Source organism: Amycolatopsis xylanica, from assembly GCF_900107045.1.
Classification (GTDB): domain Bacteria; phylum Actinomycetota; class Actinomycetes; order Mycobacteriales; family Pseudonocardiaceae; genus Amycolatopsis; species Amycolatopsis xylanica.
Genome location: NZ_FNON01000002.1, coordinates 572,360 through 586,288, shown reverse-complemented (window position 1 = coordinate 586,288; position 13,929 = coordinate 572,360). Strand labels below are relative to the sequence as shown.

The following is a 13,929-nucleotide window of genomic DNA, read 5'->3' as shown; positions in this document are numbered from 1 at the left end:
AAGAATGACCTCCACAGGCATATGGTTCGACCATCGAATGATTCGACGGTCGAAACTCTAACCGGGAGGGCGCATGGTCGACAACTCGACCTTGGTCAGGCTGCTCCGGCAGCTGACGGTCGAAACCGACCGCTTCGCCGAGATCTTCGGCGAGAAGCAGCAGATGCACCGCACGGATCTCAACGCTCTCGCCCTGATCATGGACGCGCGCTGGAGCGGCGCACCCCTGTCACCGGGCAGGCTCGCCGAGGCGATGCACATGAGCGCGTCCGCGACCACCTCGGTGTTGGATCGGCTCGAGGCATCCGGCCACGTCCAGCGCACCCGCAGCGCCCACGACCGCCGCAAGGTCGAGCTCCACGTCCACGACAAGGCGCTCGAACTCGGCCGCGCGTTCTTCACCCCGCTCGACGCGGCGTTCACGGCGGCATGGTCGGAGTTCACCGACGAGGACAAGGCGGTCATCGGCCGTTTCCTCGCGGCCAGCATCACAGCGACGGTATCCGTGCGCGCCGGCCTCAAGGACTCGTGATCGCTGGTCAGAACCTTTCGTCGCCCTTGTCCCAGCCCATGGAGGGCCTGGGAACGTGCGGGTTCAACGCCTCGGCGATCCAGACGAACCGCTGGCTGCCGGCGGGGTCGGTGACACTCACCGTGAATCCGGCACGCATACAGGCATCAGTGCTGTGCACATGGCTGTCGATCAGGCACTTGTAGATCTTGCGAGTCAGCGTCTTCCCATCCCGCTGCACCTCAAGGGTCAGCCAAGTCGTCACGCCGAGTCCGCACCCGTAGCCCTGCACCCTGACATTCACGACCGACGCCGTCTTCTGGTACCCGGTCGTCACGACCGCACACCCCGTGCCGCCCCCACCGGGATGTTCCCCGGCCTGCGCGGGCGCCGCCATCGCAACCCCGGCCATCAAAAGCCCGACCGTCGCCCCAACAATCCTTTTAGCCTTCTTCATCGCGCTACCTCAAAGCCTCAAGTCACGGCGTTCCGCGAACCTTGGCGGCAGCATGACCAACCCCCTGCCCAGACCCCGCCCAGACACCGCCCACGCCCCAACGACCAAGGCGCACATCGCACGGGTACCTGACAAACGCTGGCGCAACCCGACAACTGAGGGGGTCCGGGGGACGCAGTCCCCCGGCGGGGGTGTGGGGGCTCGGCCCCCACAGAACACGACGAGCGAATAAGGGTTCGCGCGCTCCGCGGACACAGTCCGCCCAATGAGTGAGTGGGTCGTGTGGGACTCGAACCCACAACCTACGGATTAAAAGTCCGCAGCTCTGCCAATTGAGCTAACGACCCGTGTGCTCAAGCCTACCGGGCGGTCAAACGGGTTCTGTGCGGTGGGTGCGGCGGAGCCACCAGAGGCCGATGACCGGCAGGACGAGCGGGATGAAGAGGTAGCCCTGGCCGTAGGCGGACCAGACCGTGGCGTGGGGGAAGGCCGCCGCGTCGAAGATGCTGAGGGTGCCGATGGTCAGGACGCCGAGCAGCTCGACCGCGCAGGCGACCAGTGCCACGCGCCACCAGGAGGCTCGGGCGAGTGCGACCGTGGCGACCACGTAGACGACCGCCGCGAGGGCGGAAAGGAGGTAGGCCAGGGGTGCCTCGTGGTACTTGGTGGTGATCTGGACCGCGGCGCGGGAGGTGGCGGCCAGTGCGAAGATCGCGTAGACGGCGACCAGTACTCGGGAGCCGCCGGTGACGCGGGTTCGCTCAGGCATGCCAGACCTCGTTCAGTCGGAGGACCATCACCGGGATGGCCAGGCAGGCGATGCCCAGCACGGCCGTGCTGGACCGGCTGCGCTCGGCGAGTGCCCAGACGGTGCCGACGGGCAGTACCAGCAGGGAGCCGATCAGGTAGGCCAGGTAGGTGGCCAGGCCTGCGGGGCGGTGGCCGTTGATGAGTAACACGATGCCCACCACGAGCTGGGCGAGCAGCAGTACCTCGACGACCGCCAGCGCGCCGAGTAGTGCCCGGTCGGGGGCCTTGTTGCGGGCGGACTGGACGAAACTCCAGACAGCTACGAGAGCTGCACAGAGCGCGACCGTCACCGCGAAAGCCGGAATCACAGTTCCTCCATTTGCCACTTCGGGGTCAAAGTACTACTAGGCCGGACGGCCTTCGGTGGCCGACCGCCGGCGGGTGTGTCCGGCGCCTCGCGCGGGCGTCTTCTCATGCAGTGGCACGGGAGACTGAACGTGCAGGTTGAGCGCTATGCTGTAAATAAATCACAAACCGGTCTTAATGGCGTTCTGTCAATTCGGTATCCCGTTATTCCTTATGACCGTATGGGCCTGATGGGCCTTTGATTTCGTTTTGTTACACCCCGTCCGGGTGGTTGTGGATCTGTCATTTATTACTGAGTGCAATGTACTCATGGGTAGTGGGCATTCTTGTCTACCCTGATCAGCCCAACTGAACCCCCGAGTTGGCGGATTGGCCGGGAAGCCTCCGCCGTGCGGGAATATTCCTCGTCATCGAGCGGCTCTGACCGCTTGGCTAAGGGGCGGGGAAAGGGCTGGTATGGATCTCCGGTACGAAGCGTTTTGCTTCGCGGATCCGTTGTTCTTCGACGAGCAGCGAGAATCCGGGATGCCGGAGGAGGACTTCACCGGTCTCTTGCCGCTGCCTGCGTCCGGGTGGACGTCGTACGACCGCGGCATCTGGCGTACGCTCGACCCCGACGCCAAGTTTTTGCCAGCGCAGGGCTGGAAAATCCACATTTCCGCTGGTCTGGACAACGCGGAGCGGGTGCTCACGAAGGTGCACGCGTACTGCGTCGAGCACGAGGTGGCCTTCAAGCACCTGCGCAGCAAGGCCATCCTGCTCGCGCGGAATTCCAAATACGCCCCGCGCGAGGGCAGCGGCAAGCTGATCACTATTTATCCGGCGGACAACAACGAGCTGGAACGGCTTCTTGTTGATCTTTCCCAGGAGCTCAAGGGTGAGCACGGCGCATATATCCTGAGTGATCTTCGCTACGCGGAGGGGCCACTCTATGTGCGTTACGGCGGTTATACCGAGCAGTGGGTCGAGAAGGATGGCGGCCGGGTGCTCGCCATTCAGCGCCCGGATGGCACATTGGTTCCCGATAAGCGGGAGCCGACCTTCTCCTTCCCCGATTGGGTCGAGCTACCTGCCTGCCTGGTGCCGCACTGGGAGGCTCGCAAGAGCGGCGATCCTTCGCAATTCCCCTACCAGGTGAAAAGCTCCATGCACTTCTCGAACGGCGGCGGGGTCTACGTCGCCGATCGCAAGTCGGACGGGCTCGAGGTCGTCGTCAAGGAGGCCCGCCCGCACGCAGGCCTCGACCGCGACCTGATCGACGCGGTCACCCGCCTACGGCGCGAGAAGGACGTGCTCGAGCGACTAGCCGGCATCCCAGGCATACCCGAGGTGTACGAGCACTTCACCGTCTGGGAACACCACTTCCTCGCCATGCAGTACGTGGTGGGCGACTCGCTGGGCAACTGGCTAGCCCGCAACTACCCGCTCACCAGGCGGGACAAGTCCGAACAGGACCTGCTCGACTACCGCGACCGCGCGCTCAAGGTGATCAACGCCGTCGAGACGCTGGTCGGCGCCATCCACGAGCGTGGCATCGTCTTCGGCGACCTGCATCCGCTCAACATCATGATCGACGGCGAGCACGACGACGCGATCTCGCTCATCGACTTCGAGATGGCCTTCGACGTGGCGAGCTCCGGACGGCCCGCGCTCGGCGCGCCCGGTTTCCGCGCTCCCGCCGACCGCTCTGGCTTCGACATCGACGGACACGCGCTCGCGGCCTTGCGGCTGTGGATGTTCCTGCCGATCAACACCTTGCTCGAACTGCTGCCCGCGAAGCTTCCGTCGCTGGTCGACTTCGTGCTCCGGCGCTTCCACCTCCCGGACGAGTACGGCCAGGTGATCCTCGACGGTCTCGCCAGGCATGACGCCCAGCCGTCGGTCAGCGTGGCCAACGAGCTCGACCAGTCCGAACCCGACTGGACCGTCGTGCGCAAGCGGATCGCCGCGGCCATTCTCGCCAGCGCGACCCCGGAGCGGCACGACCGGCTCTTCCCCGGTGACATCGAGCAGTTCCGCGTCGGTGGCGCGTGCTTCGGCTACGGCGCCGCGGGCGTACTCCACGCGCTCGACGCCGCCGGCGCCGGCCGGTATCCCGAGCACGAGAAATGGCTGATCGAGTCGCTCAACCGCGAACCGCCGAATCGTCCGGGTTTCTATGACGGAACGCACGGAATCGCGTTTGTGCTCGAAAACTTCGGGTACACCGAGCAGGCGAGTGAACTGCTGGCGTGGTCGGCGAAAATGGTGGACGAGACCAAGGACCACGCGCTCGAAGGCGGGCTCGCGGGAATCGGTCTCACCCAGCTTCACTTCGCGACCACGCGAGGCGACAACGAGTTCGGCAGGCAGGCGCTCAACACGGCTGTTAAGCTTGCCGAGGCACTGGAAGTCGCTGAGCCACCAGGAAAATTCGGTCGAGCCGGGTTGATGAACGGCTGGTCCGGATCGGCTCTGCTGTTCATCCGGCTGTACGAACGGACCGGCGAAAAGGCCTGGCTCGCTTTCGCCGATCAAGCTTTGAAACGCGATCTCGAAGAATGCGCGACGACCGATGACGGATCACTTCAGGTCCGTGACGGCGAAAGGCGTACGCTGCCTTATGTCGGCGTCGGCAGTGCGGGCATTCTGATGGTCGCCGAACAATTGGCCAGGCACGCGCCCGAGTCGGAAAGTCTCGAGAGCATGCCCGGCCTGCGGATGGCTTGCCGCGGCGAGTTCGTCATCCACCCCGGGCTGGTGCTCGGCCGGTGTGGCCTGATGACGGCGCTGGCCATGGACGCCACCGGCGGCTCACGCGACGCCGTCGACCTGCACTTGTCCAGATTGTCCTGGTACGCGTTGCCGTACAAGGGCGGCCTGGCCTTCCCCGGCAACCAGCTGCTCCGGTTGTCGATGGATCTCCACACCGGTGGAGCGGGCGTGCTTCTCGCGCTCGCGGCCACATTGGACGGGAAACCCGTGCTGCCGTTCTTCAGCGGCACCCCGTCCCCCCGAACTGCCGGCCAATAGTGGCCGGTGGAAAAAAGGATCAACGAAGGGAACCACCATGGAACTCGTTCTCGACCTGCAGGCTCTGGAGACCCCCGAGCTGTCCGAGGGCATGGGTCACAGTGGTCACGGTGGCGGCGAGCCCAGCAACCTGTCGCTGCTCGCCTCCTGCACCAACAGCACCATCTCGCTGCTGACCTGCCACTGATCCTGGTGTAGGTAACCGGCGCGGGAGCGGCACAGGCCAAGTGCGCCGCTCCCGCGCCTTCATTCTGCTTTAAGTAAAAGCGTAACGGCACCTTCTTGAGAGGTTCTCAGATGACGAGACCCGGTGATCGGCTGCTCGCCGAGGTCGCCTGGCTCGATCGGACCCGCCTCTTCCTCATCGTTTTCGCCTCACTCGTCGCCACCGCGGCCGGGCTGCTGTTGCCCGGCGCGCTCGCGGCCGCCGTGGACGCCGCCGTCGCCGGCAGGCCCAGCTGGCCCGAAGTCCTCTGGTTGCTCACCCTCGGCGCGGCCGAAATCCTTTCCGACGTGATCGGGGGCATCTGGTCCATCCGGGTCACCAGCTCCGCGACCGCCTGGTTGCGCCGCAAGCTCACCGATCGGCTGTTCGCGCTCGGCACCCGCTCCCCGTTCGCCGAGGGCGACGCCATCAGCAGGCTGACGAGTGACTGCACCGGCGCCGGCGCCATCGCCACGATCGTCATTCAGCTCTGCACCGCCGTGCTCATCTCCGGCGGCGCGGTGACGCTGCTCGCGCTGCTCGACTGGCGGCTCGCCGCCGTGTTCCTCGGCAGCATCCCGTTCGCGCTGGTGCTCGCGCGCTCCCATCTCAAGCACACCGCCGACGATGTCCTTACCTACCAACGGGTCTCCGGCGAGATCGCCGCCAGGCTGCTCGACGCGGTCGGCGGACTGCGCACGATCGCCGCCGCCGGTATCGCCGACCGAGAGGCCGATCGCGTGCTCCGCCCGCTGCCCGAGCTGAGCGGCGCCGGACGCGGCATGTGGCGCACGCAGGCGCGCATGGTCTGGCGCTCGTCGCTGCTCATCCCCGCCGTCGAGATCTGCGCGCTCGCGGCCGCCGGATTCGGGGTGCTGCAAGGAAGACTGACCATCGGCGACGTGCTCGCCACCCTCGGCTACGTGGCGCTCGGGATGGCCATGATCACCCGGATCCCGTTGCTCACCACCCTCGCGCGCGCCCGCTCGTGCGGCGAGCGGCTCGCCGAGGTGCTCGATTCCCCGGTGCCGGAACCCGGCACGAAACGTCCGGAAAACGGCCAGGGAACCGTCGAACTGCACCAGGTCACGGTCGCCGGCGCGCTCGAAGAGCTCGACTTGACCGTGCTCGGCGGGACCTACCTCGCGGTGGTCGGCCGGTCCGGTTCCGGCAAGTCCGTGCTCGTCGAGGTGATCGGCGGGCTCAGGTCGCCCGACCGCGGCCAGGTCTTGCTCGACGGCGTCGAGCTTGGCCGGCTGCGTACCGAAGAACTGCGTGCGGTCGTCGGCTACGCCTTCGAACGGCCCGCGCTGCTCGGCACCACCGTCGCCGACGCCGTCGGCTACGGCTCATGGGCCGGTGACGGCGCGGTCGAGGACGCCTGCCGCCGCGCGCAGGTGCACGACGTCGTCGTCCGCCTCCCGCTCGGCTATCACACGCCGCTGACCGAAACCCCGCTCTCCGGCGGGGAAGCGCAGCGGCTCGGCCTCGCGCGCGCGATCGTGCACAACCCCAGGGTTCTCATCCTCGACGACGCCACGGCCAGCCTCGACACGGTCACCGAAGCGGCCGTCGAGCAGGCGATCGAGAGCGCGCTGCCCGGCCGGACGCGCATCGTGGTCACGCACCGCGCGACGACCGCGGCCCGCGCCGATCTCGTCGCCTGGCTGGAAGACGGCCGGGTGCGCGCGGTCGCGCCGCACCGGGCGCTGATGCGGGAACCGGGGTATCGCGCGGTGTTCACGGAGGACGACTCGTGACCGTTCACCAGCTTTACGGCTCCGCGCTCGGCAAGCAGTGGCGCGGCGGTCTGATCCTGCTCGGCTGCTCGGTACTCGAAGGTGTGCCCGCGTTCTTCTCGGGCCGGTTGGTCGAACTGGCCGTCGACCGCGGTTTCGGCGTCGGCGAGCCGCTGGTCGGTATGGCCTGGCTCGCCGTGTTCGGCGCGGTCGCGCTGCTCGGCGCGCTCGGCTCGCGGCTGGTGTGGCAGCAGCTCGGCAAGGTGGTCGAGCCGCTGCGCGACGCGCTGGTCGAGGCCGTGGTGCGCGGGGTGCTGCACGACCCGGCGCCGCCGCGCAACCAGCCGGACGCGAGCGGCGTCGCCCGGATCACCCAGCACGTCGAGGTCGTCCGCGACGCCACCGCCGGGCTGCTCGTGCAGGCCCGCGGCATGGTCGTGACGACGTTCGCGGCGCTCGCCGGTCTCTTCACCATCGCGGGCGGGCTCGCCTGGCTGGTCGCGGCGCCGGTGCTCGGCTCCATCGTGATCTTCGCCTGCCTGCTGCCTTCGCTGGCCCGTCGTCAGCGCGCGCTCGCGCTGGCCGACGAACGCACCGCCGAGACCGCGGGCACCACGCTCGCCGGCATGCGTGACGTCGTCGCGTGCGGCGCGGAATCGACCGCGGTGATGGCGTTGCACAAGACGGTCGACGCGCAGGCGGCCGCGGCCATGGCGGTAGCCAGGTCCAGCGCGCTGCGGACGCTCGTGATCTCGATCGGCGGCTTCCTGCCGCTGCTGCTGGCTCTGCTGGTCGCACCCGGCATGGTCGCCGCCGGGACGTTGACCGCGGGCGCCGCGCTCGGCGCGCTCGTCTACCTGGCGACGACCATGCAGCCCGCGCTGCGCGGGCTCGCCGCGACGGCCGCGACCGTCGTGCTCAGACTGCTGGTGGCCTTGCGGCGGCTGGCCGAGACCGCGGAGATCCCGGAGCCGGTCGACGGCCGCGACGAGCCCGCCGACGCCGTGGTCAGCGTGCGTGAGCTGACCTTCGGCTGGGGCGAGCACGCCGAGCCGATCGTGCGCGGGCTCGACCTCGACCTGGCCCCCGGTGACCACCTCGCGGTCGTCGGGCCGTCCGGTATTGGCAAATCGACATTGGCCGGGTTGATCACCGGCATGCTCGAACCGCAGGAGGGCCGCGTGCTGCTCGGCGGAGCGCCGGTGCGTGACACCCCGGCCGAGCTGCGGCATCGGCTCATCGCGCTGATCCCGCAGGAGGCGTACGTCTTCGCCGGGACCGTCCGCGACAATCTCGCCCTGTTCGCCCCCGACGCGACCGATGACGAGCTGCTCGACGCGGCGGACGCCGTCGGCGCCGGTGATCTGGTGGACCGGCTCGGCGGGCTCGACGGCGAGATCGGCCATGGCCGCGAAGGGGTTTCCGCAGGTGGAGCGCAATTGCTCGCACTCGCTCGCGTCTACGTGACGCCCGCGCGGATCGTGCTGCTCGACGAGGCGACGTCCAATTTGGACCCCCGGGCCGAGGCTCGGGTCGAACGGGCCTTCGCCGCACGCGGCGGGGCGCTGCTGGTCATCGCGCACCGGCTTTCGTCGGCGCTGCGCGCGCGTCGTGTCCTGGTGATGGACGGCCGCGAAACCGCGCTGGGCCGTCATGAGGATCTGCTGCGGAATTCGCCGCGCTACGCCGAGATGATGCAGGCGTGGACCGCGCCGAGCCCGAGCCCCCGGCCGCGTACCGGGATCCCGCTCGCCCGCTGACCAGGCAACCCCGGGATAAAGCGGGCTTTATCCCGCAGTGGAGTTAAGCCCGCTTTATCCCGGTCTCAGCAGAACAGCGGCCAGAGGATGCAGGGCTTGGACGTGGTCGTCGTGGGCGTCGGCGGCTTCGGCGAGGAGGGCGTCGTCGAGCCGGTGGTCGACGGGTCATCGCTGCGCGGGCTGGTGGAGCCCGTGGTCGGCGTGCCGCTCGTCGGCGTCGAAGTCGTGGTGACCGGGCTGCTCGACGACGTGGAGTGGGTGCTGCTGGGGCCGGAGCCATGCCCGGCGCCGGTCGGGTTGTCGTCCGTCACGGTGGTCTCGGTGGTCGAGGTGGTGTCGCCGCCGGCGACACCCGAGGTTCTCGACGGCATTTCGACCATGGTGATGTGCTCTTTGCTGTCGGCCTGCTCGGAGGCCGAGCCGAGGCCGACCAGCACGGCGGCCGTGCCGCAGCCCATGACGACGGCGACCATCACGGCCATCACCCGCCAGCGTGACCGCGAAGGCGGCGGCGGTGGCACCTGCGCCCAGCCTTCGCGCGCGAGCAACTCGGAAACCGACACCTCGTGCTTCACGCGGAGTCCTTTCCAGCCGACGGGTCATCGCTGCTGCGGGCGCAATACGCCTTTTTATCGAAAAACACCGGTGCTTGGGAGTAGTTAGGAGAAAATTAACCAAGATCCCAGGGTCCCCCGGACGGGTGAAGAATAACTACTCCTTCTGTCGGTGCGTGATAGGCCCCACAGATAACGTCCTCCTGCTGGGTGGCATCACAGTGGATTCACAGTGGAAGCGGCCACGCTGAACAGGTGCTCGACCAGCTGGAACGCCCACGTCTCGCCAGGCTCGTCCCGACGCCGCGCGGCACCCCGTTCACCTTCTTTGGCTGCCGTATTTCTTGATCTTCACAGTGCTGGTCGCGCCGCTCGAGCGGCGTTTCAAGGCACGCCGCACGGCGGGCGTCTTCTTCGTGGGACATGTTGCTCACCGAGCTGCCGGTGATGTGGGCGATCAGCGCGCACTTGCTGCCGAAGCCATCATCACGATGGCCGGTCATGCCATCGCGGCACTCTTCGGACTCCTCTGTTGCGGACCCTGGCTCGCGCGTTCCCCGAAAAAGTGATATCACTTTGCTATCACCAACTGAGGGGATGAAGACATGAGCCAGGTTTCGATGCCGCGCCCGCAGATCCACGAACGTCAGGCGGCCGGGATGCCGGGCCTGCCCGCGCTGGGGCTGGCGATCCTCGTCATGGCCGGCGGCGTGCTGCTGATCGCCGCGCAGGTCAACGTCGTCACGACCGTGATCGGCGGGGTGATCGCGGGCGTCGCGCTGTTCTGCACCAGAGGCCTGACCATGGTCGCGCCGGGGCAGGCGCAGGTGCTGCAGCTGTTCGGCCGCTACCAGGGCACCATCCGCGCCGACGGGCTCCGCTGGGTCAACCCGTTCACCGTGCGGCGGCCGATCTCGACCAGGATCCGCAACCTGGAGACCGAGCAGGCCAAGGTCAACGACGCCGACGGCAACCCGATCGAGGTCGCGGCCGTGGTCGTCTGGCAAGTCGAGGACACCGCGAAGGCGCTGTTCGAGGTCGACAGCTTCGGCGCGTTCGTCGCCATCCAAGCCGAGACGGCCGTGCGGCACATCGCGGGCAGCTACCCGTACGACGCGCACGAGGAGAACAAGCTCTCGCTGCGTGACAACGCCGAGGAGATCACCGCGAAGATGTCGGCCGAGATCGCGGCCAGGGTCGAATCGGCGGGCGTGAAGATCATCGAATCGCGCATCACGCGGCTGGCGTACGCGCCGGAGATCGCCCAGGTGATGCTGCAGCGTCAGCAGGCCGGCGCGGTCGTCGCGGCGCGGACGAAGATCGTCGAAGGCGCGGTCGGTATGGTCGAACTGGCGCTGCAGCGCCTCTCCGAGCAGGAGGTCGTCGAGCTGGACGAGGAGCGCAAAGCCGCGATGGTCAGCAACCTACTGGTGGTGTTGTGTGGTGATCGCTCCACGCAGCCCGTCGTCAACGCGGGGTCTTTGTACCAGTGACAGAGCGCAAGAAGATCCTCTTGCGCCTGGATCCGGCGGTACACGACGCTCTGGCCCGGTGGGCGGGGGACGAGCTGCGCAGCACGAACGCGCATCTCGAGTTCCTCCTCCGCCGGGCTTTGGCGGAGGCGGGCAGGCTGCCGAAGGATGTGGGAAAGATGCGAGGTCCGGGCAGGCCGCCGAAGGATTCTGACTAGAGGATGTCCTGATTCATGCCGAACCCCTAATCTGGACCCTTGAGCCGGGCGCTGGTCTGGACCTCTTGGGCGAAGTGAATGGATCGGATGGGCTATGGAGGCTGATTTCCCCGACGGGCGGCTCGCCGTCGGGAGCAGGCTCAGCCGCGGCATCGTCGCGGACCTCTCCCTGTCCACCGAGTCGGCCGTGATCTGGTCGCTCGGCCTCACCGACGGGACCGTGTCGTGGCTGCCCGGCCTCGAGCTCGTGCTCGGCATGGCGGGCTCGTCCGAGTACGAGGTCCGCGCCCGGCTGCTGGAGCTCATCGAGCCGCTGGTCAGCGCCGCCCGCGCCCAGGACGACGAGCAGGACCTCGAGCTGGAGCAGCGCTTCGAAACCCCGTGCGGCGCCACCCGCTGGGTCCGGTTCCGCGCCCGCTCGGTCCGCACCGGCGGCACCTACAACCTGCTCGGCATCGCGGCCGACGCCACCGCGCGGCACGAGGACAAGAAGGCGATGGCGGACCTGACCGACCGCTACCGCCTGCTGGTCGAGCTCAGCCCTGACGCGATCATCGTGCACGAGGCCAAGCGGCTGGTGTACGTCAACTCCGCGGCCATCCGGTTCCTCGGCGCCACGTCCGCGGCCGAGCTGCTGGGCAAGGAGATCACCGAGATCGTCGACCGCGCGTCGATCCCCGGCATCCTGAAGCGGCTCGAGTCGCTGGTCTCGCCGGGTTCGATGACGCAACCGGCGCAGGCCGTGCTGAAGCGGCTGGACGGCGGCATGCTGAGCATCGAGACGGTGTCCGTGCGCACCACCTGGGAAGGCAGGCCCGCCTTCCAGGTGATCATGCGTGACGTCAGCGCGCAGCGCGCCGCGGAAGCCACCCTCCGATACCAGGCCGCGCTGGTCAGCCACGTCAGCGACGCGATCATCGCCACCAGCGACGACGGCGTCGTGACCAGCTGGAACCCGGCCGCCGAAGCCGTGTACGGCCGCTCCGCCGCCGAAGCGGTCGGCCGCCGGGTCGACGAGGTGGTCGGCGCCGCGCTGGATCCGCTGGCGGTGCTGCTGGCAGGCGGCGTCATCCAGGCCACGCACCGGCACGTCGACGGCAGGGCGCTCGCGATCCGGGTCTCCGCGGCCGAGATGAACGACGGGTACGTGCTCGTCTGCGCGGACGAGACCGCGCGCAGGCGGGCGGAGGAGCACTTCAAGACGGTCGTCGCGTCGCTCGACGAAGGCGTCGTGGTGGTCGGCCCGACCGGGCTCATCGAGTCGGCCAATCCCGCGGCGCAGCGCATCTTCGGCATGCGCGAGAGCGACCTCGTCGGCATCGAGTCGACCTCGCTGGAGCTGTACGACGAGCGCGGCCAGCGCATCCCGCCCGAGGCGTATCCGGCGCAGGAAGCCCAGTGCAAGATGACCTCGCGCAGCCGCCGCGTGGTCCGCGTGCGCCGCCCGGACGGCCGTAACGTCTGGCTGTCGCTGACCTCCCGTCTGCTCGATTTCGGTGACACGGCGCCGGCTTCGGTCGTCACCTCGTTCACCGACATCACCGAGCGCCGCGCGATCGGCGAGCGCCTCGAACACGAAGCCACCCACGATCCGCTGACCGAACTCGCGAACCGCACGCTCGTGCTGTCCAGGCTCAGCGCGGCGCTGCGACGGCCTGGGCGCGCCGACATCACCACGGTCCTGTTCATCGACCTGGACAAGTTCAAGGTCATCAACGACTCGCTCGGTCACAGCGTCGGAGACAAGGTGCTGCGAATCGCGGGCGAGCGGCTGCACCGCGCCGTCCACCGCGAGGACCTGGTCGGCAGGCTGGGTGGCGACGAGTTCGTGGTGGTCACCAACACCGTCGTCGACCCGGCCGAGATCAGGGCGCTGGCCCAGCACCTGCGCGAGTACCTGACCGAGCCGATCACGGTCAACGGCAGGCAGCTCCACATCGACGCCAGCATCGGCATCGTGATGGCCGACTCCTGCGACGGCCGCACCGCCGAGGACCTGCTTCGCGACGCCGACGTCGCCATGTACCAGGCGAAAACCCTCGGCCGAGGCCGCCACGAGTTCTTCGACGTCGAGCTCCGCGAGCGCATGCAGCGCCGTCTCCGCCTGGAACAGGACCTCCGCGACGCGCTGCCCAACGAGCAGCTGTGGACGGCCTACCAGCCGGTCGTCGACCTGCAGACCGGCCGCATGGTGGCGGTCGAGGCCCTGATGCGCTGGAACCACCCCCAGCACGGCGCGATCTCCCCGGTCGAGTTCATCTCGCTCGCCGAGGAAAGCGACCTCATCAACGTCATCGGCACCCACATGCTCCGCAGCACCACCCGCGAACTCGCGGCCCGCCGCGCCGAACACGACATCGACATCCACCTCAAGGTCAACCTCTCGGTCCGCCAGCTCGACGACCCCCAGCTGGTCCCGGTCGTCCAAGACGCACTCGCCACCACCGGCCTGCCCGCGAACGCGTTGTGCCTGGAAGTGACCGAGAGCGCGCTGATGCGCGACCACGTCGCGGCCGCGGAGATACTGAGTTCGCTGCGCGACGTCGGCGTCCGCTTGGCCATCGACGACTTCGGCACGGGCTACTCGTCCTTGGCCCAGCTCCAGCGCCTGACGCTGGACACGCTGAAGATCGACCGCTCGTTCATCACCGGCATTGGCACCTCACGCGACGCCGAAGCCATCGTCACCAGCATCATCGCGATGGCGCACGCGGTCGACCTGACGGTCATCGCGGAGGGCGTGGAGACCCAGGACCAGCTCGAGATCCTGCACGACCTCGGCTGTGACCAGGCGCAGGGCTTCTATCTGGGCAGGCCTTCGCCCGCGCACGACCTGTTCCCGAACGTCGCCTCGTTCCGCTGTCACAAGGCATAACTCTGCGTGG

General features: G+C 68.1%; 13 protein-coding genes and 1 tRNA gene. 8 read left to right on the top strand and 6 right to left on the bottom strand.

Annotated elements, in window-relative coordinates; translation table 11 throughout:
• Window positions 1–73: 73 nt before the first annotated feature.
• On the top strand, window positions 74–532 hold the full coding sequence (locus tag BLV57_RS10495; RefSeq protein WP_091288441.1) for a MarR family winged helix-turn-helix transcriptional regulator: 459 nt from the start codon (window positions 74–76) through the stop codon (window positions 530–532).
• 7 nt (window positions 533–539) lie between these two features.
• Here BLV57_RS10495 and BLV57_RS10490 read toward each other — a convergent pair whose 3' ends face one another.
• The 4 genes from BLV57_RS10490 to BLV57_RS10475 form a co-directional block, all read right to left on the bottom strand.
• The gene (locus BLV57_RS10490; RefSeq protein WP_091288440.1) at window positions 540–968 is read right to left on the bottom strand and encodes a hypothetical protein; all 429 of its coding nucleotides are present in this window, start codon (window positions 966–968) and stop codon (window positions 540–542) included.
• Between the two features lie 274 nt (window positions 969–1,242).
• Window positions 1,243–1,315: transfer RNA gene (locus BLV57_RS10485), tRNA-Lys, on the bottom strand.
• Between the two features lie 23 nt (window positions 1,316–1,338).
• Window positions 1,339–1,737 carry a hypothetical protein gene (locus tag BLV57_RS10480; protein WP_091288439.1) on the bottom strand — a complete coding sequence of 133 codons (399 nt, stop codon included), beginning with the start codon at window positions 1,735–1,737 and terminating at the stop codon, window positions 1,339–1,341.
• A complete protein-coding gene (locus BLV57_RS10475; RefSeq protein WP_091288438.1) occupies window positions 1,730–2,086 on the bottom strand; it encodes a hypothetical protein in 357 nt (118 codons plus the stop codon). Before BLV57_RS10475 ends, BLV57_RS10480 begins: the two co-directional genes overlap by 8 nt.
• Before the next feature lie 454 nt (window positions 2,087–2,540).
• Here BLV57_RS10475 and lanKC point away from each other — a divergent pair, with 454 nt between their 5' ends.
• The 4 genes from lanKC (at window position 2,541) to BLV57_RS10455 (ending at window position 8,800) form a co-directional block, all read left to right on the top strand.
• The gene (lanKC, locus tag BLV57_RS10470; RefSeq protein WP_091288437.1) at window positions 2,541–5,096 is read left to right on the top strand and encodes a class III lanthionine synthetase LanKC; all 2,556 of its coding nucleotides are present in this window, start codon (window positions 2,541–2,543) and stop codon (window positions 5,094–5,096) included.
• A gap of 37 nt (window positions 5,097–5,133) precedes the next feature.
• On the top strand, window positions 5,134–5,283 hold the full coding sequence (locus BLV57_RS10465; protein ID WP_091288436.1) for a SapB/AmfS family lanthipeptide: 150 nt from the start codon (window positions 5,134–5,136) through the stop codon (window positions 5,281–5,283).
• A gap of 110 nt (window positions 5,284–5,393) precedes the next feature.
• Entirely contained in the window at window positions 5,394–7,061 is a 1,668-nt protein-coding gene (locus BLV57_RS10460; protein WP_091288435.1) for an ABC transporter ATP-binding protein, read from the top strand.
• On the top strand, window positions 7,058–8,800 hold the full coding sequence (locus BLV57_RS10455) for an ABC transporter ATP-binding protein (protein ID WP_091288434.1): 1,743 nt from the start codon (window positions 7,058–7,060) through the stop codon (window positions 8,798–8,800). The genes BLV57_RS10460 and BLV57_RS10455 overlap by 4 nt, the downstream gene beginning before the upstream one ends.
• Window positions 8,801–8,865: 65 nt before the next feature.
• Here the strand turns inward: BLV57_RS10455 and BLV57_RS10450 are convergent, their stop codons facing one another.
• Both BLV57_RS10450 and BLV57_RS43195 read right to left on the bottom strand, forming a co-directional pair.
• Window positions 8,866–9,375 (bottom strand): hypothetical protein, encoded by a 510-nt coding sequence (locus BLV57_RS10450; RefSeq protein WP_091288433.1) that lies wholly within the window; start codon window positions 9,373–9,375, stop codon window positions 8,866–8,868.
• A 206-nt stretch (window positions 9,376–9,581) separates the two neighbouring features.
• Window positions 9,582–9,857 (bottom strand): hypothetical protein, encoded by a 276-nt coding sequence (locus BLV57_RS43195; RefSeq protein WP_176968562.1) that lies wholly within the window; start codon window positions 9,855–9,857, stop codon window positions 9,582–9,584.
• Between the two features lie 102 nt (window positions 9,858–9,959).
• Here BLV57_RS43195 and BLV57_RS10440 point away from each other — a divergent pair, with 102 nt between their 5' ends.
• The 3 genes from BLV57_RS10440 (at window position 9,960) to BLV57_RS10430 (ending at window position 13,919) form a co-directional block, all read left to right on the top strand.
• On the top strand, window positions 9,960–10,847 hold the full coding sequence (locus BLV57_RS10440) for an SPFH domain-containing protein (RefSeq protein WP_091288432.1): 888 nt from the start codon (window positions 9,960–9,962) through the stop codon (window positions 10,845–10,847).
• On the top strand, window positions 10,844–11,044 hold the full coding sequence (locus tag BLV57_RS10435; RefSeq protein WP_091288431.1) for a type II toxin-antitoxin system antitoxin: 201 nt from the start codon (window positions 10,844–10,846) through the stop codon (window positions 11,042–11,044). The genes BLV57_RS10440 and BLV57_RS10435 overlap by 4 nt, the downstream gene beginning before the upstream one ends.
• 94 nt (window positions 11,045–11,138) lie before the next feature.
• Window positions 11,139–13,919: a sensor domain-containing protein gene (locus tag BLV57_RS10430; RefSeq protein WP_091288430.1), complete on the top strand. Its 2,781-nt coding sequence runs from the start codon at window positions 11,139–11,141 to the stop codon at window positions 13,917–13,919.
• Window positions 13,920–13,929 lie beyond the last annotated feature (10 nt).

Bases quoted from the DNA above. Each gene is read 5' to 3' on its own strand.
- BLV57_RS10465 (WP_091288436.1), top strand. From the start codon at position 5,134: ATGGAACTCGTTCTCGACCTGCAGGCTCTGGAGACCCCCGAGCTGTCC.
- BLV57_RS43195 (WP_176968562.1), bottom strand. From the start codon at position 9,857: ATGACCGGCCATCGTGATGATGGCTTCGGCAGCAAGTGCGCGCTGATC.
- BLV57_RS10440 (WP_091288432.1), top strand. From the start codon at position 9,960: ATGAGCCAGGTTTCGATGCCGCGCCCGCAGATCCACGAACGTCAGGCG.
- lanKC (WP_091288437.1), top strand. From the start codon at position 2,541: ATGGATCTCCGGTACGAAGCGTTTTGCTTCGCGGATCCGTTGTTCTTC.
- BLV57_RS10430 (WP_091288430.1), top strand. From the start codon at position 11,139: ATGGAGGCTGATTTCCCCGACGGGCGGCTCGCCGTCGGGAGCAGGCTC.
- BLV57_RS10495 (WP_091288441.1), top strand. From the start codon at position 74: ATGGTCGACAACTCGACCTTGGTCAGGCTGCTCCGGCAGCTGACGGTC.
- BLV57_RS10460 (WP_091288435.1), top strand. From the start codon at position 5,394: ATGACGAGACCCGGTGATCGGCTGCTCGCCGAGGTCGCCTGGCTCGAT.
- BLV57_RS10490 (WP_091288440.1), bottom strand. From the start codon at position 968: ATGAAGAAGGCTAAAAGGATTGTTGGGGCGACGGTCGGGCTTTTGATG.
- BLV57_RS10480 (WP_091288439.1), bottom strand. From the start codon at position 1,737: ATGCCTGAGCGAACCCGCGTCACCGGCGGCTCCCGAGTACTGGTCGCC.